The 19,410-nt window shown below is 57.4% G+C and carries 11 protein-coding genes and 1 pseudogene; 7 read left to right on the plus strand and 5 right to left on the minus strand.

All coding sequences use genetic code 11. The annotated features are described in order from the left end of the window. Positions 1 to 125 precede the first annotated feature (125 nt). Positions 126 to 407 carry a HalOD1 output domain-containing protein gene (locus tag NLK60_RS19210; protein WP_254810895.1) on the plus strand — a complete coding sequence of 94 codons (282 nt, stop codon included), beginning with the start codon at positions 126 to 128 and terminating at the stop codon, positions 405 to 407. A gap of 63 nt (positions 408 to 470) precedes the next feature. On the opposite strand, the gene NLK60_RS19215 is transcribed toward NLK60_RS19210, so the two are convergent. Beyond that, positions 471 to 1,559, minus strand: a complete 1,089-nt coding sequence (locus tag NLK60_RS19215; protein WP_254810896.1) for an aryl-sulfate sulfotransferase — start codon at positions 1,557 to 1,559, stop codon at positions 471 to 473. Between the two features lie 156 nt (positions 1,560 to 1,715). Here NLK60_RS19215 and NLK60_RS19220 point away from each other — a divergent pair, with 156 nt between their 5' ends. Continuing rightward, positions 1,716 to 2,942, plus strand: coding sequence for a DegT/DnrJ/EryC1/StrS family aminotransferase (locus NLK60_RS19220; protein ID WP_254810897.1), 1,227 nt, complete (start codon positions 1,716 to 1,718; stop codon positions 2,940 to 2,942). 211 nt (positions 2,943 to 3,153) lie between these two features. On the opposite strand, the gene NLK60_RS19225 is transcribed toward NLK60_RS19220, so the two are convergent. After that, positions 3,154 to 5,187 (minus strand): hypothetical protein, encoded by a 2,034-nt coding sequence (locus NLK60_RS19225; protein WP_254810898.1) that lies wholly within the window; start codon positions 5,185 to 5,187, stop codon positions 3,154 to 3,156. A 311-nt stretch (positions 5,188 to 5,498) separates the two neighbouring features. Here NLK60_RS19225 and NLK60_RS19230 point away from each other — a divergent pair, with 311 nt between their 5' ends. The 3 genes from NLK60_RS19230 to NLK60_RS19240 all read left to right on the plus strand — a co-directional run bounded on the left by NLK60_RS19230 (position 5,499) and on the right by NLK60_RS19240 (position 9,649). Then, the gene (locus NLK60_RS19230; RefSeq protein ID WP_254810899.1) at positions 5,499 to 6,839 is read left to right on the plus strand and encodes an aminotransferase class III-fold pyridoxal phosphate-dependent enzyme; all 1,341 of its coding nucleotides are present in this window, start codon (positions 5,499 to 5,501) and stop codon (positions 6,837 to 6,839) included. 372 nt (positions 6,840 to 7,211) lie between these two features. Then, entirely contained in the window at positions 7,212 to 8,546 is a 1,335-nt protein-coding gene (locus NLK60_RS19235; protein ID WP_254810900.1) for a neutral/alkaline non-lysosomal ceramidase N-terminal domain-containing protein, read from the plus strand. Next, entirely contained in the window at positions 8,543 to 9,649 is a 1,107-nt protein-coding gene (locus NLK60_RS19240; protein ID WP_254810901.1) for a DUF4432 family protein, read from the plus strand. The genes NLK60_RS19235 and NLK60_RS19240 overlap by 4 nt, the downstream gene beginning before the upstream one ends. 16 nt (positions 9,650 to 9,665) lie before the next feature. Here the strand turns inward: NLK60_RS19240 and NLK60_RS19245 are convergent, their stop codons facing one another. After that, positions 9,666 to 10,559, minus strand: coding sequence for a Gfo/Idh/MocA family protein (locus NLK60_RS19245; protein WP_254810902.1), 894 nt, complete (start codon positions 10,557 to 10,559; stop codon positions 9,666 to 9,668). Between the two features lie 550 nt (positions 10,560 to 11,109). Here NLK60_RS19245 and NLK60_RS19250 point away from each other — a divergent pair. Continuing rightward, on the plus strand, positions 11,110 to 11,457 hold the full coding sequence (locus NLK60_RS19250) for a hypothetical protein (protein ID WP_254810903.1): 348 nt from the start codon (positions 11,110 to 11,112) through the stop codon (positions 11,455 to 11,457). Between the two features lie 397 nt (positions 11,458 to 11,854). Here the strand turns inward: NLK60_RS19250 and NLK60_RS19255 are convergent, their stop codons facing one another. Next, entirely contained in the window at positions 11,855 to 14,653 is a 2,799-nt protein-coding gene (locus NLK60_RS19255; RefSeq protein WP_254810904.1) for a heavy metal translocating P-type ATPase, read from the minus strand. A 360-nt stretch (positions 14,654 to 15,013) separates the two neighbouring features. Here NLK60_RS19255 and NLK60_RS19755 point away from each other — a divergent pair. Beyond that, positions 15,014 to 15,636, plus strand: a pseudogene (locus NLK60_RS19755) (IS6 family transposase). Positions 15,637 to 15,967: 331 nt separating this feature from the next. On the opposite strand, the gene NLK60_RS19265 reads toward NLK60_RS19755, so the two are convergent. Beyond that, a complete protein-coding gene (locus NLK60_RS19265) occupies positions 15,968 to 19,408 on the minus strand; it encodes a tetratricopeptide repeat protein (protein WP_484555230.1) in 3,441 nt (1,146 codons plus the stop codon). Between the last annotated feature and the right edge of the window lie 2 nt (positions 19,409 to 19,410).

A 19,410-nucleotide genomic window follows, 5' to 3' on the forward strand; every position in this document is an offset into this window, starting at 1 on the left:
AAGCTGGTCCTCAAGGATCCCAGGTCGACAGAACGTCGAATAAACCGACCCGATACTGACAGATTCGTTACCATACATTGAAGCACTCGCGCGATGTGTTTGCAGTAGACATACAAGTGACTAGCATGACCGAGAGAGATGTACCTGCGCAGCCGACAACGGAATATTATTACGATGGACAGGTCACTCCCAGCGTGGCCGTCGTAATGGCCATCGCCGACCACGAAGGGTGTGACCCAGAAGCGTTCGACTTCACGTTGTACGAGTACGTCGACCCCGACGCGCTCGACGCTCTGGTGGGAGAACACCGACAACTCGGTTGTGAGGCAACCGAGGTGGACATCATCGTCGACGAGTACCACGTGTCCGTGCAAACGGAATCGGTCATCGTCACTGATCGGGTATAGTGACGGCGTCACCTGGTCCAGGCTACGAAAGTATCGTAAAATTCGATCGTTGTACGCGCTCGTTTATATCGAGTTCAATAGCGGTTCGACGTACTCGGGTGAGTACCGAAGGCACCGATAGACGTTGCCCATCGAACCCTCCTCACCGAACGGACTAACGAAGTCCCAGACGACCTCGCCGTCGGGAGTGACCTCGAAGAGGTGCGCTTTCGTTCCTTCACAGATCAGTGTGTTGCCGTTCGGGAGCCGTTGTGCGCCGGAAATGAACGGCGCGTAGAAGTCCTCCTTTGGCGAGCCCCTGTACTCCCAGACGATTTCCTCGGTAAGTGGGTCCACTTCGATCACGCGCGACCAGCCGCGCTCGGTGCCGTTGTCGAAGATGAGCAGGTTGCCGTTCTCGAGCATGTACGGGAGGTGCTGGCCGTCGAGTTCGCTCGGCCCCCACGCCCAGACGATTTCGCCGCTCGGATAATCGATGACGCCGATGACGTCCACGCTCCGATAGGAGAAGACGATGTTTCCGGGCTCGAAGCGAACGGGGCCGTCACCCTCGAGTTCCTTTCGGTAGGTTTCGTTCTCGGGGATGATCTGGAGCGTGTTGTTGTGCGCCCAGTCGAAGGCGTAATCAGTCGCGATGCGTTCTTCGACGAATGCCCAGTCGTCTGCAGAAAGCAGTTGTCGAAGCTCGTCGTAGTGGTCTTCGCCGAACCACTCCCAGTGCAGGTTCTTCTCGCGGTCGGTTTCGACGATGTACGGATTGCGCCTGAGTTCGGGCCCGATTTCGGGAACCATGTTGTCGGTGATGGTGTGGAGCATGAGGTGGTCGTTGTCCATCACCTGATAGTCGTGATCGATACGGCAGTGATAGGACCAGACCACGTTGCTCTCGGGGTCGAGTTCCCGGAGTCCCGCCTCCTCGATATTCGATCGGTCTCGAGTCGGATAGAGGAGGTTGCCGTTGGGTAACAATCGAGTGTGTGATTGCACCGCGGTCTCGACTTCCCATCGGTGAACCGGTTCACCGTCCATATCGACCAGGTAGATTTTCCCTTTCCCGTCCGGTGCTTTTTCGGGGAATTCGTACGTTTCGTTGAAAAGCGTATAGCCTTCGTAACACTTCTCGGATTCGTGGATAGTGACTCCTGTTGGCATGCGTGCTTTCTCGTAATGGTACCGATTCCACCGGTATAAGCGTATGCCTCAGAGCTGCTATCGTTTTCGCTCGAGTGACCATGACCGATGGACTCATGTACCACTCTACGAATGTACAATCAATCCGGCACACCAGCAGTGGGTGCCACCGAATCAATGACCAAGCTAGCAATCAACGGCGGACCGAAGGCCGCGTCGGATCTCGAGATTCCACGATGGCCTCAGTGCACAGAGAAGAGCAAAGAGTACGTGATGGACAGCCTCGAGTCCGAAAAGTGGTGTCGGATCATCGACGGCGCGGACTGGGTCGATCGATTCGAGGAGGAGTTTGCAGACCTCCACGACGCCGAACACGCCATCGCCGTGAGCAACGGGACCGTCGCGATCGAACTCGCGCTTCGAGCCTCAGGCCTGCAGCCAGGTGATGAGGTTCTCGTTCCAGCCTACACGTTCATCGCAACCGCGAGCGCCGTGGCCTGCATGGGCGGTGTACCGAAATTCGTCGACGTCGATCCGGACACGTTCAACATCGATCCCGAATCAGTCCGCGAAAATATCACCGAGGATACGGTCGGCATCGTCGGCGTTCACTTCGGTGGGTATCCTATGGACATGGACGAGTTGCTCCCAATCGTCGAGGAGCACGGTCTCTTTTTCATCGAAGACGCGGCCCACGCGCAAGGGTCTGCCTGGCGCGGTCAGAAGGTCGGCACGTTCGGTGATTTTGGGACGTTCTCGTTCCAGCAGTCGAAATCCGTTGCCGGCGGTGAAGGCGGTATCGTCGTGACGGACGACGAGGTACTCGCAGAAGAGGCGAGTCTCGTTCACAACATCGGTCGGCCAGTGGGTGCAGGGTACAAACACACCATGCTCTCGTCGAACTATCGACTCCCCGAACTGCAAGGCGCACTGCTTTCTGCCCAGCTCGAGAAACTGCCTGCCGAAAACGAGCGCCGTCAGGAAAACGAAGCCCGACTCGTCGACGAACTCGAGACCATCGAAGGTATTCACACCCTTCGCGAGGACGACCGGATCACCGACAGAGGCTACTGCGTGTACAACTTCCGCTACGACGCGGAGGCGTTCGGTGGTCCCTCACGTGACCGATTCCTCGAGGCACTTCGAGCAGAGGGCGTCCCAGCCAGTTCAGGCTACGGACTTCCACTGTACAAACAGCCGGCGTTTTCCCGAGCCCAACTTGGGTCGATGGTACCGCCAGGAACCGACATTCCGGTCAACCGTCACCTGCACTTGCCCGGTGTCGAGGAGATTATGGAGACGAATATCAGACTCTCCCACACGGCCTTACTCGCTGAGGACGAGAGTATTCTCTCGATTCCGCGAGCGATCGAGAAGATCAAACGGAACGTCGGCGAACTTTAACTCGTTATTTTCGAAACACATGGTTTGCAGCGATAGCAGCCATTGAAACTCCTCCACACGCTACCGTAAGACGGTCCCGAGAGAGGTGTAAACCGGTATACTGGACACTATTTGTATCCCACAGCGTCTCGAGAGGATTCGAACGGTGAACCCGTTTCCGAGCCACCGAATTCGTACTCTTCGGTCGGGTCGAGTATGTGATCAAACCGGATTACTGCTCGTCGCTATCCGATCGAAGGCGACGGATCATCGCTCCGCTCGTGGCTGCAAGGGCACCGAGCGTGATGATGCCGGTGAATCCCGGCGAGCCGTCGTCATCGGCCGAAACCGCCTGGTCAGAGTCCGTTCCAGTATCATCATCCTCCACAACGGTATCGGCTTCGTCGTTGTCAGTAGTTTCCTCGTCACTCGAGTCGTCTGTTTCTCCCTCCGAGGAATCATCGTCGCCACCCGAATCAGCGTCGTCTGTTTCCTCCTCCGAGGCGTCGTCTCCCTCGAGAATTTCGAGGTCGAAGACGTACTCGTCGGACAGCGTCGAAATCTTCAGCCCTTCGTATACCGCACCAGGCCTGGAGATATCACCATCGAGGTAGAAGGTCACGGTCGTCGATTCACCTGGCTCGAGCGTCACCTCCTCCCATGCGACATCACTACCGAGGAAGTCCTCGAAGAAATCGCTCCACACGCCGACGGGAGCCGTGGCGGTTTCGTCACCGTGATTCGTCACCGTCGCCGACCCAATCTGATACGGTCCTTCCTGGTAGGGAACTGCTTCCTCCATATCGACGTCTGAGAGGCGGAAATCGTGGTCCGCTTCCACACCGTCGCCGTCCCCTTCAGCGTCTCCAGTGACCGTTTCGTCACGGCCGCTGCCGTCGGGACGCGACGGCGTCGGTCCAGCCGAGACACTGTCGAAGTCGTGGTTCGGATCCGCGCTCGGGCAGTCACCCGCGTCGTGCAGGTTGGTCACCGCCACGTCGGTTGACCCGCTGGCGACGAACTGGTCGCCGGTAACGTCGACGACGCTGTCTGCGATCGTCCCAGTAACGCTCGAGAGCGAAAAGCCGTCGCGTCCGCTTCCAGTCTGATGGATGCAGACGTTCTCGGCATCGAGTTCACAGCTACCGAGTCGTATCGCAGCATCACCACTGGCCTCACCGGTAATGCTCAGGTTCTCGAGAGTGAGTTGGCTGCCGCCATCGACGTAGCGAATTGCATTCGCGCCACCGTTGTTCAGCTCGATACGAGAGTCCCGAACCTCGAGCCAGCCGTCGTGACTCCCCTCCTCGACGATGCCCTGCCCATTGGGGTGGTTGTGAATAACGTCGATATCCTCGTAGCTGCCTTCGAAGTCGTACCAGACCCACCCAGCTCGACTCGTAATCGCGCCCCAGGGCGTCGCCGGTATCTCGTCGGCTTCAGTGACCACCGTACAGTGTTTCGCATAGCTTCCCGGCGTCCCGAGCCGTATTGCGGTGACGTTGTTGTTCTTGAAGTAACAGTTTTCGACGCGAACAGATCCGCCATTTCCATGGGCAAGCCCCGGAGGCGAGCCGTAAATAGCGTTGTCCGAAAAGTTCGAGAACTCACAGGCTTCGAACAGCAGGTCACCCGCGTGTAAGAAGTTAACCCAGACGGCCCCCTTTCTGCTGTGTGATTCGACACCATCCGGTGCGCGAACGTTTTCGATTCGGCCGACGCCGTCTTCGTTGAGTAAACCGGGGATTAGACAGGTTGGATCCTCCGGAACGACGCTCTCGTCGTAGTCGTCGCTCTGCCAGTGTGGTGTCTCGACGTAGTCGCCCGTCACTTTTCCGTCGAAGTGGATATTACTGACCAACAAGTTTTCTTCGGCCACCGTGGTAATGCCCGTCGACGTATCGTGACCGGTTTGATCGATTCGGAAGTTCCTAACAGTAATGTCTCGACCCCACAACGTGAGGATACTGTGCCGACCGCCGTCCAGCGGCCGTAAGACCGTATCCTCCTGCCCGACGAGTGCGAGTTTCCCGACTCGAGCGACCTCCTCACCCTCACCGAAATCCCAGCGGGCAAATCCGTCACCGCCCTCACCCTCGTGAATCACGTATTCACCCGATGGGAACGTGACCTTCACGCTATCGTGTTCGACGGCGTCGGCGAGTGCATCGTTAATCGGTTCCCCGCCGGTGTTATCTGCACCGAGATCGTCGACGATATCGAGGATGACATCGTAGTCGTCGTCCGCCGTAACTGACCCCGTCATAGCTAATCCAGCCGCTACTGCGGCGGTTCCAGCCAAAAAGGCGCGTCGATTCGTGCCGCTTTCGGGTTTGGTTCGATACGTGTCACTGTCCGAGACTGCTGACTGTCGTCTCATCTTATCACTGCATGTATGAGATTAACACAGCATCATAACTGTTTTCGCGCCATGTTGACAGTCCACAAGTACCGGTTGTGGAAGTGCAGTACGTTGATATATGGGCGGCTTCGAGCATCCGCATCTCTGCAACGAAGAACCGGACCTATCCCCTGCAACGAAGAACTTAATAGAGAGTGGAGTCACTGTTTTCCGTAATGTCTAGAGGTTCACCGCTGGCGTCGAGCGACCGGTCGACAAGCCAGTCGCAGAAACTCGTCGAACGGGCGTCGAAGGTCATCCCGAGTGCGACCCAGACCGGTAGCAAACAACCGACGCAGTTCGTGCAAGGCGTTTCGCCTTCACACATCGTTCGCGGCGACGGAAGTCGACTGTGGGATGCCGACGGAAACGAGTACATCGACTGTAACGCCGCACTTGGCCCCATATTGCTTGGTCACAACTATCCGGCGGTGACCGACGCCGTGAAAGCACAACTTGACGAGGGGACGATGTTCACCATGGAGCATCCCCTCCACGTCGAGGTCGCCGAACTGTTCACCGATGTCGTTCCCTGCGCGGAGATGGTTCGCTTCGCCAAGAGCGGAAACGACGTCACGACCCTCGCTGCAAAAGTGGCTCGAGCGTACACGGACCGAGACGTCATCGCGACCCAGGGGTATCATGGCTGGCCCGACGTCTGGATGAGCAACAAACCGGGCCTCGACGCTGGAATTCCCGACGCCGTCGGCGAATATACCGAAGAGTTCGAGTACAACGATATCGAGAGCGTCGAGCAGATTTTTGAGGAGCACCCCGACAACGTCGCTGCAATCGTGACGACCCCGGTCAATCTCGAGGAGCCAGAAGACGGCTTCCTCGAGAAACTTCGGGACCTCGCCGACCGCGAAGGGGCGGTACTCGTTTTCGACGAGGTGCTGACCGGATTCCGATTCGCACTGGGCGGCGCTCAGGAGTACTTTGGTGTAACCCCCGATCTCGCGTGTTTCGCCAAGGGGATGGCAAACGGGTTCCCGATCTCCGCGCTTGCGGGCAAGCGAAAGTTCATGGAGGTCATCGGCCGCAACGATTTCTTCTACTCGATGACGTACGCCGGCGATGCGGCGTCCCTGGCGGCGACAAAGGCTTCAATCACCGTCCAACGAGAAGAGAACGTCCACGAACACATCTTTCGAGTGGGCGAGTCGCTGATGCACAGTTACAACGAAATCGCCGGCGAACTCGGCCTGGATGGTCGGACACGCGCCCACGGATTCCCACCACGTTTCGTCATCCAGTTCTTCGACGAAGACGGAGACCACGACCAATTGGTACGGAGTCTGTTCATGCAAGAGGCACACAAACGTGGCGTCCTCTACACTGGTGGCCATATTCCGACCTACAGCCACACTGACGAAGATGTCGATACGATACTGAGCGTGTATCACGAGTGTCTCGAGGTTCTCGCTGACGCCCTCGAGAACGACGACGTCGCAGATCGACTCGAGGGAGACCCAGTTGGTGCAACGCTCCGGCAACGAACCGGCGAAAACGAGTGACCTACCCCTGCCTACTCACTCACCGCTTGCGCCGTTCGCTCTTTGAGGACGGGGGCTTAGTGGTTCGTCAAGCCTGAGTATGTAAGCCGAACCGATAGCAGTTGTCGGGTTCGGTTTACACGGCAACGCTTGACGGCGTACTTGGCGCCCTCTCTTTCAGCTAACTGGGGTTCGTGAACGGAATGGGTTCTCGAGGCAGCACCCGGTTTTTCCGAGGGTTCGAAAGTTCCCACACCCCAATGGTCTCTACAGGAGGTAGCTGTAGAGCGACATAACGCCCAATGAAACGCACAAGCTATCACCCATCGGTCGGGGATCTGTAACGAGCGGTGTCCGTACCTTTAATATTCGTGCCGCCAGACCAACGGTAACATGGCGAATCCTCCTCACAGGCACGGAGCAGAGACGCGTACAACTGCTGCCGGACTCGATAGATCGGCCGACCTCCGATGTGACGGCGGGGCGGTACCACCAGCGTGGCAGGTCGGGACGGCGACCGTCGACATTACACCCGACGAAACTGAGCCACACCGTTTGATCGGTTTTGGGGCCCGTGACGGGCATATGGACGGTGTCGAACACGATATTTCAGCTCGCGCGGTCGCGTTCGAAGACCAGACGGGGCGACGGCTGGTTTTGCTCTCGTTCGAACTCTTGTTCGTGTTCGAAACGCAGCGTGAGTATCTCGAGGCGGAGTGTGCAAAACGATGGGGACTCGAGCCGGAATCTCTCGTTATCAACCCGAGTCACACGCACTACGGACCGGATTACGACATCCACCGCGAAGGCCTCCAAGAGGATTACGACCGAGATGACGACCTCGTCGCAGAGTATCGAGAGTTCGTCGACGAACGACTGCTCGAGGTGATCGGCGCTGCCCTCGACGATTTCGAGCCGGCGTCGCTCTCGTACTACCACGCCAAACTGGCGATCGCGATGAACCGCCGACGACCGACCGAAGACGGCATCGGCTTCGATCCGACGCCCGACGGTCCGGTCGATCACGACCTGCCCGTTCTGGCCGTCGAAACCGCAGATGGAACGACGAAAGCGCTGTTGTTCGGCTATGCGTGCCACCCAACTGCAGGCATGGCATTTTCGAACGAGGTCAACGGTGACTGGCCGGGCTACGCGATGGAACACCTCGAAGAAGCGTATCCCGATGCCACCGCCGTGTTCGTTATCGGCTGTGCGGGAGATCAGAAGGCCTACCCGCAGGGAAGTCGAGAACTGGTAAAACAACACGCCCGAACGGCAGCAACGGCCGTCGAACGAGCCCTGGTGACCGAACCGAAACCGGTGAGAGGGCCGCTCAAGCTCGCCGCCGGAAGCGTGACGCTCGACATCGAAAACCCCATCGAAGACGAAGACGGGAACGAGGCAGGCGGCACCGAAGTGACGGGACATCGGCCGTATCCAATACAGGCTGTTGGATTCGGGACGGATCTGACGCTCCTCTCGCTTTCAGGGGAAGTGGTCGCCGATTTTGCACTGGAACTCAAGGAGACGCTCGACTCACCCCTGTGGGTCGCAGGGTACGCCAACAACACCGGCTATCTTCCGACGAAACGAATCCTCGCCGAAGGGGGATACGAGTCGTGGCAGTCCTTCGAGGACGGACTCTACGCCCCTTCCACCGCCGAGCGGATTCTCGACAAGTCAGTTGCACTCGCTGAGCGCGTCGGGGCCCGGCGGAGGGAGCTATGAGCGACTCGAGACTCGGCGGAGACAGCCATCGAACCGAACCCGGGCCACGCATCTCTACGGACTTTACCTATCGCGACATCGACGCTGCTGTCCTCGAGAACCGATCTCTTCGGGTGGTAGTACTGACCGGAAAAGGCGGCGACATCGTCGAGTTTCGGGATAAACGGACCGACGTCGACGTTCTGTGGCGGACGCCACACGCGTGGACTGCCCCCGAGGATCGGTACGTTCCGGGTATCGACTCGAGCTGGAACGAGCACTATCCTGGGGGCTGGCAGGTCAACCTCCCCATCGCCGGTGGTGGGATGGAAATCGATGGTGGGAGCTACGGACTGCACGGAGAAAGCGCACTCTTGCCGTGGGAAGGTACCGTGGTCCGCGACGACGGCGAAGCCGTGACACTTCGACTGACGGTCGAACTCATCCGCTACCCGTTTCTCGTCGAACGCGAACTGACGCTTCGAGCGGGCGAGTCCAAACTCCACATCGACGAATCGGTGACCAATCAGGGCGGGGTCCCCCTCGAGTACGTCTGGCAACAGCACATCACGCTCGGCGAACCGTTGCTCTCGCCTGCTTCACGACTCGACCTGCCCGACGCGACCGGAGTCAACCCGGCGTACGGCGACGGCTTTCCAAACGCTCGCCTCGAGGGTGACGTGACCTACGACTGGCCACACGCACCCGGAAAGGACGGCGGTACCGTCGACCTCCGAGAGATTCCGCCGCGCTCGGCGGGTGTCCACGACCAGTCATTTGCGGTCGATATGGCCGACGGCTGGTACGCGCTGACGAATCCCGACCTGAACCTCGGCTTCGCCCTTCGATTCCCACTCGAGCCGTTCGAGTGCCTGTGGTACTGGCAACCCTTCGGCGGCTACCACGAGTATCCCTGGTTCAACCGAAACTACAACGTCGGCCTCGAGCCCACGACTCGCTCGCCTGCCGAACAACGAACCAGTGAGACGGGTCAGGACGGAAAAGCGGTCATGAACGTCATCGACCCCGGAGAAACCGTCGAGGCGTCGTTTACCGCAATCACCTACGGCGACCTCGAGAGAGTAACGGACGTGACGCCCGAGGGTAATGTAAAAGACGAGTGAATTCGACGGAAGGAAATCAGTAGTACGGACTATATGCCTCGAGAAACGCGTCGCCATTGACGACGTGTTCGGCGAGCGCTCTGGAGTTTGGAGTGATCGGTTGTCCGTACTCGAGCGCAGCGTCGATGCCCAACAATAGGGAAGCAGCATCGAGGACTCGCTTTCCTGTCACCGTCGACCGGGTTTCGATAACCTCGAGATAGGCGTCGAGATACGAACGATACATATCATCCATATCTGCTGGTTCGCTGCCGACCTCGACGACCGACGTCTGGTTGCCGACGCTGAGAAAACTGAACTGCTTTTTCGTTCCGGGACTGTCGAGTCGAACGGTGACATACGTGCCGTCGGTGAAGACGATTTCGACGGTTCGACCGGGATCGTTCGCCGGTGAGACCGTTGCCCAATCGGTATCGACAATTTGACAAACGGTATCGATCAGATGAGAGCCATAATAGAACGGATCATCGTATCCGACACAGTAGAGCGCCCGACTCGAACAGTCGGGCTCGAACGTCGTTATGGCCGAGTGATAGGGTACCGCAGAACCGCCAAAGAGTGGAGTTTCGTTGGCTGCTTGCCCGATGGCCTGTATATCCTCTTTTGAGCCGGCGATCGGCTTGTCTATCAACGTCGGTATTCCGGCCTCGAGAAACGGGATGGCGAGGGGTCGGTGTGTCTCCCAGTCCACAGTAAGTATCATGACGCCGTCGACGTCACCAATCATCTCGTGTGGATCGGCATACTGACGCGCTGCATACTGGTCACAAATCGACTGGGTATACGATTCGTCTCGAACACTGCCGCCGTCCCAAACGGCACTGAGCGTAGCTTCCTCGTGGCTTGCCAAGCGCTTGGCGAAAGATTCGCCGTGACTCGTATCTAATCCGACGATACCAATATCAACCATCTACTCTCAGTGGGGGTGACTCGTACTTAAACTTTGACCGAGTTGGACAGTAACAAGCCGTCTACCACCAGTAAACAGCCGGCTGTGCGAGGAAACGCGTTCCAGACAATAAATTATTGTGTTTTCAGCCGTTATGCAGCCTCAGAGTTGGGTTCACAGATATCTCGGTGCTAATCGAGGCGCCGTCTCGTTTACTGCAGGAAATCACTGGTATGTGTCGACATGGCAATAATGCCTGCAGGCCATTCCAGTGACTGCACAAATCTGCAGGTGCGTGGAACCAGTAGCGAGGTCCTCTTGAGCCATATCTCAGCAAATGAGGGAGTGTCCAGCAAGCCGGACACAATAGCCGATTAGCTGTACTTCCGTGCAATACACGATGCGGGTCTACTGGCCCAAAAAGTCATTTTGTTCCCCAGAGGGAAACGTAGCGGTGCAGGAACCCGCAAAATGTCTCAGCCTCACTTCACTGAGTGAGAATGCCCACTACACCTGCTCGTTTGCGGTCAGTGACAGAACGGTTAATGCGTTCGGGCTATTTGCCACTGGTATGAAGCGTTACGAAACCGACGTTCGAGATGGCGTGTTGTTCCTCGAGACAGACGACGGATGGATCGAAATAGGGTCACTGGACGGTATTTGTGAGTTGATCGGCGGTGAAACCTACGTTCTCGAGTACGATGAGCAACAACGGTCGGTTTCCTGGCTCGATACCGACGAGGAGGGGAAGCTCTCCTTTGACGTACGTGAAACGTTGACAAAGATGAGTTACGACCAGGAGTTCGTGGCGAACATCGAGTCCGTGGATGCCGATACGATGGACGGCGAGTATTCGATGCGCGCCTCGGTATTTGCTGATCTCATGACTGCCATCTGGGAGGCAAAAGGCGATCTGTAATCGACGACAACACAGTGGTAAACCAAAGATGAGACGGAAACAACTGGGGCCCATCGTTTACCCAGTGAAAACAAACGGAAAGAAGTTCGTGGAATCCGCCTTTCCTCACTCGTCGAAATCCCCTGACGGCTAGCGGATGCGAGTGCTACCCCGCCCCTGATTCATAACATCTGTACCCTTGTTATGGTGGCCATCCTTCAGCCGGTATTACGTTCCACATCAAAAGGACCGTGATTTGTTTCAAACATACAACTTTGTAATCTGTGTCCAACAGAAACTGAACCGAGATTTGCATAATTACTGTAAACTACGATACGTAGGGTTTGCTGTCGCTTCTTCCCGGTGAGCGCCCAAATAGGGTCGTCAATCACCAATAAAAAAGGTACAGAGGACCGGCTCACTCGAGCAACGAACGCATCGAATTGACGCCGAGTGCTCCCGCACCGATAGCCGTCGCACCGATGATAAAAAGTGGGTTCAACACGCCCAACAGCGCGACTGGAATCGCGATACCATTGTAGACGAACGCCAGGCGATTGTTCTGTTGGACACGACGACGAGCGCCTTCGGCGAGGTCGAACGCTGTTTCGATCGCTGTCAGGTCGTCCTCGGCAACCGTAATGTCAGACGCATCGGATGCCAGATCCGTACCACCACCGAGTGAGATACCCAGTGCAGCCTCCGCCAGCGCGGGCGCGTCGTTCGTGCCATCGCCGACCATCGCGACGGTGGAATCTGTGCCGAGTTTGCTAATCGCTGCAACTTTGCCTTCGGGAGGCACCCCAGCAAACACCCTCGAAACGTCCGGGTGGCTGGCAAACGGTTCAGTCGCCGACCGCTCGTCACCGGTGAGGACGATAACCTCCATGCCTCGAGTGCTGAGACGCTCGATGGTGTCTTCCCAGTTTGTTCGCGGCTGATCACCAACGACCACGAGTCCGCACGCACGTCCGTTCTGTCCGACGACGATAGGCAGCCGTCCGGCCCCTCGTTCGGACTGAACCTGTCGTTCGAGGCCATCCTCGAGCTCCCATCCCTGATCGAGGAACAGGTCGGGATGGCCCACGAGCGTTTCATCACCATCGACGATACCGCCAACACCGTTTGAATAGCTCCGAAAGTCAGATACCTCTTCGATCGCTACCGATTCCGACCGCGGTTCTCCGCCATCTGGTTGAGGTGCGTTCCCGTCCGAGTCTGTTGTGTTCACGTCTGGCGTTGCATTCGCGTCTGTCGTACTCGGCCCGTATGCTCGAGCAATGGCGTCGGCGGCCGGGTGGGCAGCTCGTTGCTCGAGGCGGCCTGCTGCTTCGAGAACCGGTTGCGGTGCGTCTGCAGAAAGGACGGTCATCTGTCCACGAGTGAGCGTTCCAGTCTTGTCGAAAACGACAGTATCGACCTCCCGTAGCCGGTCGAATACCGTTTCGTCGAAAATGACGATGCCCCGCTCGAGAGCTTCCTCCAGGGTCGTCGCAATCGAGAGCGGCGTCGCAAAGCCAAGCAACCAGGGCGAGGCGATCATGAAGACGGCGAGAAAGCCAAGAATTGCGGTACCAACACTCCCGCTCAACACCAACGTCCCGACACCGCCGAGTACGGCAAAACCGACGATTGGAGTTAGCAGTCGACCAGCGAGACGGTCGGCACGTCGCTGGACGCCGTGTGTGGCACTCTGGAGTTGCCACACCGTCGTCGTCAGTCTGTCGATACTGCTCTTTGCGGTTGGACCGACGCGAACGATTGCGGCATCGGTGGTAACGATTGAACCGCCGACCACGTCGTCGCCAGGTTCTTTGATAATTGGAACTGACTCGCCAGTAATGATCGCCTCGTCGACCGTACAGGTACCCTCGGCCAGTTCGCCGTCGACGGGAATCCGTTCTCCCTGTTTGACGAGAAGTCGGTCGTCCGGCTCGAGTTCGCCGACATCGACTGTGTCGGTCGAACCGTCGTCTGCTAATCGGCGAGCACTGTCAACCTGGGAAACGGTGAGTTCGGTAAGTCTATCCAGAGCTTTCTGTTTGACCGACGATTCGTACAGGATACCGCCGGTCACGATCGCTGCGATAGCCAACACGAAATCGTAGTAGATATGCCCGCTGTTGCCGACGACGACGGCGAGTGAACTGTAGAGATACGCGCTGACGATAGCCAGCGCAGCGAGTAAGTCGGTGTTCGGCTGGCGAAGCTTGAGACTAATGTAGGCACCCCGCAACACGGGCATACCAGCGAAATAGAGGACGATACCGGTGAGCACGAAATAGACGCGGGAAAACAACACGCCACCGTCAGTGAACAGGACGGTAAAGCCCTCGAGCGGGCCAGCAGGATACAGTTCCGCCAGGTGGGCTGGATAGAGAACTGTAATATACGGTATTAACAGAAAGGAGCCGAAAACGACGCTGAGGATGTACCGCATGTCCATCGCGTCGTCCGAACGTCGTTTCCGAATCCCCGACATCTCTCGAGCGCGCCGAGTCGTACTTGTGGACTCGTTCGGGTTCGGACTGTTTTCGGGTCCGACGACTCGTCGAACGGTGTTCTCGTCCGTTTCCGACGATTCCGTCACGGTGTCGCGGAGATAGGCGGTGTATCCAAGTCGACTCAGAGCATCCTCGAGGTCGGATTTCGGAAGCTGTGCCGGGTCGTGGTCGACACGAATCGACTCCGTGACGTAACTCGCTTCGGCATCGAAGATACCGTCATGCTCGCACGCAACGGACTCGAGGTACTGCTCACAGGTGACGGCGTGCATCCCGTCGACACGAAGGAAGGTCTGGATCGGCGCTGGGTGGCTTTCGGTATCCGTAGTTGGATCCGCCTCCTCTGCGTCGGTACCCGTCGCTTCGACGCCTGCTTCGAATTCGATGGACGAGGCCTCCTCTTGCGTATCAACCTGTCCAGTTGCTCCCGTAACCGAGGACTCCCCGTCCGACGCTGGATCGGTATCCACCGATTCCGATTCGTCTGTGCCACCCACTGGTGCTCCCTTGGGCGCGACAGTCGGTTCCATTTCTGGCTCCGGAATCGAGGGAGGAGGGCCTTCGGCCAACGGTCCAAGCGAGTTATACAGGGTCTGACAGCCACTCGAGCAGACTTGCTCACCGCTCCCGACGTGCAATTCGCCCGCAGAATCTGGACAGGGACGCCCACAAAATGCACAGCGGTCGACTTCGCCTCCCGGGGCGTTACCCATCGGTTCTCACCTGCCTCGAGCGCCCGGTTTGGCGGTCGTCGATCGCGTTCGTGTTCATTGGGCTGGTGTATGATCTCTGGACCCTAAACGGATTCGAATGTGTGTGGTCTTTCATCGGGATCACTGCGGTCACGTGCCACCGACCGGTCGTGCTTGGTTACGAACGATAATGAGAGGATGCCCTTCAATGGATGTCTATAACATAAATAACTCTGATCAAGGGTATATCGACTGGACAGGCCTGGGTTTAGTGCGCCGAGAGCGGACACCATCCGAAGAGGTGGAACGTGGGTTCAATCAACCAGGTATCTAATAAGCGCAGTTTGAGAAGCGAGCAGGTCGTAGAGGTAGTTTGGAACAATGCTTGCAGACCTGTTCAGCGATTTATATGCGGCGGAATTTGTATGTGGGGAGCGTGGGCGGACGGCGACGCCCGTCAGGGTGTGTACCCCCACGCGACCAGTTATTCGTTTCGAGAAATACAAGCAGTTCTACGCTTAATCGGCGTTGAACGCCCTTATCAATCGCATTGTCATAAATCGTATATATTGGCTCACAGTCCGACAGATCCGCCGACAACGAAGCAGCCAGGGGCCTCATTTGATAAGATTATTGTTAAGATAATTTCAATCTAATCTTGGAGTGGATATGCAATTTCAATGGGCTGTAAGCTCATTATCGATATCGAATTTTTCGGGCGACGAGGCACCGATCCAGCCGCTGCATTCCTGCAGCGATTGACCGAGAAACAACATCTTGAGTGCGAGATGTTCCTCATCGATGGCTGCGGATATCTGACCGCCACTTCTCGGTCTGAGTTGTGCGGATCCCTCCACAATATCAAACGATACTTGATCGGAAAGGGATTTTCTACGCTCAAAATGTGGGCCCACAGCTTCGATAAACCGTGCGTGAGCAGTCGGGCAAGTATCGGAAATTGTCTTGTGCTTTTTAAACACTTCTCCAAAACATTTCGACTGTAGCACTAACTTTACAGACATATACCAGCTGAGGTGGTGAACTAGAAAGTGCTGAACACATGCTTTAATCAAATTTCTGACTATTATACCCAAACAGAGCACATCAACTAGTATATAAATTGTGTTAGATGTGAGATTGATATTGTTTTTGAGGTTGGTTTCATGTGGATTTACTGCTAGTAATAGCACTCATACACTCATTCCGTAACAACAGAGAAATGAGCAACCGCTCCGGTGTCGCCACGACTCGAGTCTTGAACGTTGATATTACAATGGGTGTACTCTGTCACATTCGAAGAATGAGAATCTATGCTAATACCCGTCAGTAAAGAGTTTAATTAATAGTATTTATTTCCCGATCAACCCACTCAGAATGGAGGTCGGAGGTTACAGCAGGTGCTTCGCCGAGCAATTCCTGTGCTCGCTCGAGCCATCTGGAGACTTCGTCCGTGTCGCCTTCCTCGAGGCTGGCCCCGACGAGATACTCGAGCGTCTCCAAGGCCAGGTCGTAGGAATCGCGGTCCTCGAATTCTTCGAGGGCAATCTGCCAGTGGGCTGTGGCCTCCTCGAGATTACCGTTTGCAGCGGCGATGCGTCCAAGTTGGTTCAAACACCTGGCGCGTACGTGGTCTTCCTCGAGTTTCCGGACGACAGCGAGCACTTCTTCGGTCTGTTTGCGTGCCTCCGAGAGGTTCTCACAGGCAAGGGCTAGAGTCGCTCGTTCCAATTTGGTTCGGGCCATGTACGACTGGTTTCCCGTCTCGTCGAAAGTCTCGAGGGCCTCCTCGAAGAACGCATCGGCTGCCTGATAGTCTTCTTGCTCTCTCGCGACGATTCCGAGCCCCCAGAGGCTATGTCCTCGCTCCCTCGAGTGATCGATCGTCGTCGAGATTTCGAGAGCCGCACCGTGGAAGTCTTCGGCTTCCTGTGTCGCGCCCCGTTTGGAGGCCGTGAGTCCGAGGTTGTTGAGACAACTCGCCTCGCCGGATCGATAGCCAATTTCGCGCCTGATGGTGAGGCTCTCCTCGAAGTAGCTCTGGGCCCGGTCGTATGCGCCCTGGTGATACGCGACGGACCCAATGTTATTGAGACTGGTCGCTTCTCCCGCTCGGTCGCCGGTGTCACGCGCAAACTGGAGAAACACCTCGAAGTGGTCTCGTGCGCGTTCGTACGCGCCCTGTGACCACGCAATCGCGCCGAGATTGGCGTCGGCAACCGACGCGAGGTTTCGATCACCGAGTTGGCGTGCACACTCCTGGCACGCCTCGAAAGATTCGCGCGCTCGCTCATAGGAACCGAGTCGCCACTCGACCAGCCCCAGGCCCTTGAGGTGTCGTGCTTCACCTACCAGATCGTCGTGCGTTCGAGCGGTGGACAGTCCCGTTTCGTGATGTGAAATCGCTTCGTCGTAGGCTCCGCGCTTGAACGCCACTCGAGCTAGGCCCAGGAGGCCGTCTCTTGCCCCAGCGATATCGGTGTCGGGCACGCGTTCGAAGGCGCGTTCTGCGTGGTCGTAGTAGCCGCCAGTCAGGAACGCCTCGCCGAGCCAGAGCGGTCGTTCCTCGGCGATCGAACCTGTACACGCTGCTGGGAGGTCGATGCTATCGTGAGCCCCATCACCAAAGAGAGGTGTCAGCGTCGACCGCCGTCTGCACAGGTCATAAATGGCTTTCACCGTCTCATCCGCCCACGTTGGTGACTCGTCGATTGCTGGCGTGAACCCTACCTGGCCGTCGCCATCGAGTTGCTGTCCGATCCGTTCATAGCGCTCAGGATCTTCGGCGAGTCTCAACAGCGCACTCACCACGGTGCCGAACTGCTTTGCGGCCTCCTCTTCTCCCTCCACGTCGAGGATGTGGTGGAGGAACACCATCGACCACTCCTCGTGAACGATTCGGTAGCCTCCATCTTGGCCGGGAAAGAGAACTCGCCCAGACAATTGATCGAGCGCGTCATCGACAGGCCCATACTGGCTCCCCTCACCTCCCGTGCGCACGTCGCCGGCTACAGCGTAGCAGAGCCCACGGTTGACACGAATTCCCGCCGCATTGAGCGTGTTTACCAGGAGACAAACCGATCGAGCCAGATCGTCAGCCGAAAGGTCGGCGTAGACGCTCGCCACCTCCTCCTCGAGTGCGGTCGGTTCCGCCGCCAGCGGATCGGCATACGTCGCGAGTCGATGAATCAGTCGGAGCATCTCGTGTGTCTTGCCATCGTCGGTAACGGCCTCGTCTCGAACCACGGACCACAGCCGATCGGTGGGGACCTCGACTGACCGTCCAACCGTTCGTTCGAAGTGGTCGACGAGTTTCACACAGTCCCTCGCCTCGATTCGTGGAACATACGTTATCTCGAGGGCCGACACATCGGTCGCCGGTGCCAGTTGATCTCGCCACTCGCTTTCACGAGAGTCGAGGAGGACACTGACACTGTCGTGATGGGTGAGGTGCTCGAGCGCCTCGAAAATGGCGTTCGCGCTCGGACGGACGGCATCTTCTATAACGACGAGTGCGTGGCCGTCCGCGTTCGTCACAGTCGCGACGAGGTCATCGATAGAGCTGATAGATTGGTCGTGATTGCCAGCACGGTAGAGAACCGGTCCTCGGTCCTCTTCGTACCATTGACAGGCCACTTGTTTACAGACGGTGCTCTTTCCGGAGCCCGGTGGCCCGAGGACGACCACACTGTCACCGGAACGCAACTCGTCCGTGATCTCTGCAGCCAATCCCCTTCTCTCGTCGGTTGATTCTTCGGTTGGTCCTGAACCCGGTCTCGTGATTGCATAGCCGGTGTGTACCTCGGCGAGTGAGAGTCCGGCCCGCCAGGCCGTCGTCGGCTTCGAAACGGGTTCGTTCCGAAAGTACGCGGCATCGACTCGTGTGAAGCCTTCGCGCTCGAGTGACGGAGGGAGTGACTGACCGATCATCGGTACTCCGTCTCGCTCGAGCGTTTGAGTGCCCCCGTCTGTGTCGGCGATCAACTCTCCCGTTCGATCCGTTGCGTCGTTTCGATACTGCTCGTATTGTGCCGTCGCCCACGATATTCCGTGCTCAGTTTTGTTTACGACCAGTCCATGAATCCCACCGTTGTCGTTGTGAATGACGGCGTGGACTGTCGTTGACCCGCTCCCCGTCCCGAGTTGATGCTCAAGCAGACCGAGGGTGTACGGCGGGACCTTACCCACGAGGATGTCAAAGTGCTTCGCTTCAGCCAAGAGGGTCATTCGGCGCGGGAACTCGTTTCGCAACATCCGGAAGACCTCCTGAGAGACGACGATTTCTGCTGGATTTCCTTGGATGACGACGTGTTGGTACAGTACCCTGATGGTTCGGGACGCTTCGACTGTCGAGAGCAGTGCTCGATAGGCCTTGGCCTCGGTCAGGTCCTCGTGCATCCGGTCAGACGGACGATAAGGCGTGGGGTCTGCGGCCAGAAAGCACGCTGCATCCCTGATGATGTCGTGCTCGATATCTGCCTCCGCAGGCAGCGGTTCAAGGACGGCGTGTGCCGCAAAAATATCGTCGAGCCCATCGAGATACGCAGTCAATTGGTCGCGGGCGAACCGACCGATGATCGTCGCTTCGATCCCATCGTCTCCTCGGTAGAGGAGGTCGAGTTCGCTCAGTTCATTGACTGCGCGGTGAACCGTCGACCGAGCTTGTCCGGTTTCGTCGATGAGGTCCCTGATATGCGCTGGTGATTGACACAGCCGATCCAATAACTCGAGCCGATTAACGAGCGTAACTAGTGTTTCGTTTTTATCGGCTCGAAACATAT

The sequence above is a fragment of the Natronosalvus amylolyticus genome (genome assembly GCF_024298845.1).
Classification (GTDB): Archaea; Halobacteriota; Halobacteria; order Halobacteriales; family Natrialbaceae; genus Natronosalvus; species Natronosalvus amylolyticus.

Excerpts from the sequence above, each read along its gene's own strand:
- NLK60_RS19210 (WP_254810895.1), top strand. The coding sequence starts at position 126 with ATGACCGAGAGAGATGTACCTGCGCAGCCGACAACGGAATATTATTAC.
- NLK60_RS19215 (WP_254810896.1), bottom strand. The coding sequence starts at position 1,559 with ATGCCAACAGGAGTCACTATCCACGAATCCGAGAAGTGTTACGAAGGC.
- NLK60_RS19220 (WP_254810897.1), top strand. The coding sequence starts at position 1,716 with ATGACCAAGCTAGCAATCAACGGCGGACCGAAGGCCGCGTCGGATCTC.
- NLK60_RS19225 (WP_254810898.1), bottom strand. The coding sequence starts at position 5,187 with ATGACGGGGTCAGTTACGGCGGACGACGACTACGATGTCATCCTCGAT.
- NLK60_RS19230 (WP_254810899.1), top strand. The coding sequence starts at position 5,499 with ATGTCTAGAGGTTCACCGCTGGCGTCGAGCGACCGGTCGACAAGCCAG.
- NLK60_RS19235 (WP_254810900.1), top strand. The coding sequence starts at position 7,212 with ATGGCGAATCCTCCTCACAGGCACGGAGCAGAGACGCGTACAACTGCT.
- NLK60_RS19240 (WP_254810901.1), top strand. The coding sequence starts at position 8,543 with ATGAGCGACTCGAGACTCGGCGGAGACAGCCATCGAACCGAACCCGGG.
- NLK60_RS19245 (WP_254810902.1), bottom strand. The coding sequence starts at position 10,559 with ATGGTTGATATTGGTATCGTCGGATTAGATACGAGTCACGGCGAATCT.
- NLK60_RS19250 (WP_254810903.1), top strand. The coding sequence starts at position 11,110 with ATGAAGCGTTACGAAACCGACGTTCGAGATGGCGTGTTGTTCCTCGAG.
- NLK60_RS19255 (WP_254810904.1), bottom strand. The coding sequence starts at position 14,653 with ATGGGTAACGCCCCGGGAGGCGAAGTCGACCGCTGTGCATTTTGTGGG.
- NLK60_RS19265 (WP_484555230.1), bottom strand. The coding sequence starts at position 19,408 with ATGTTTCGAGCCGATAAAAACGAAACACTAGTTACGCTCGTTAATCGG.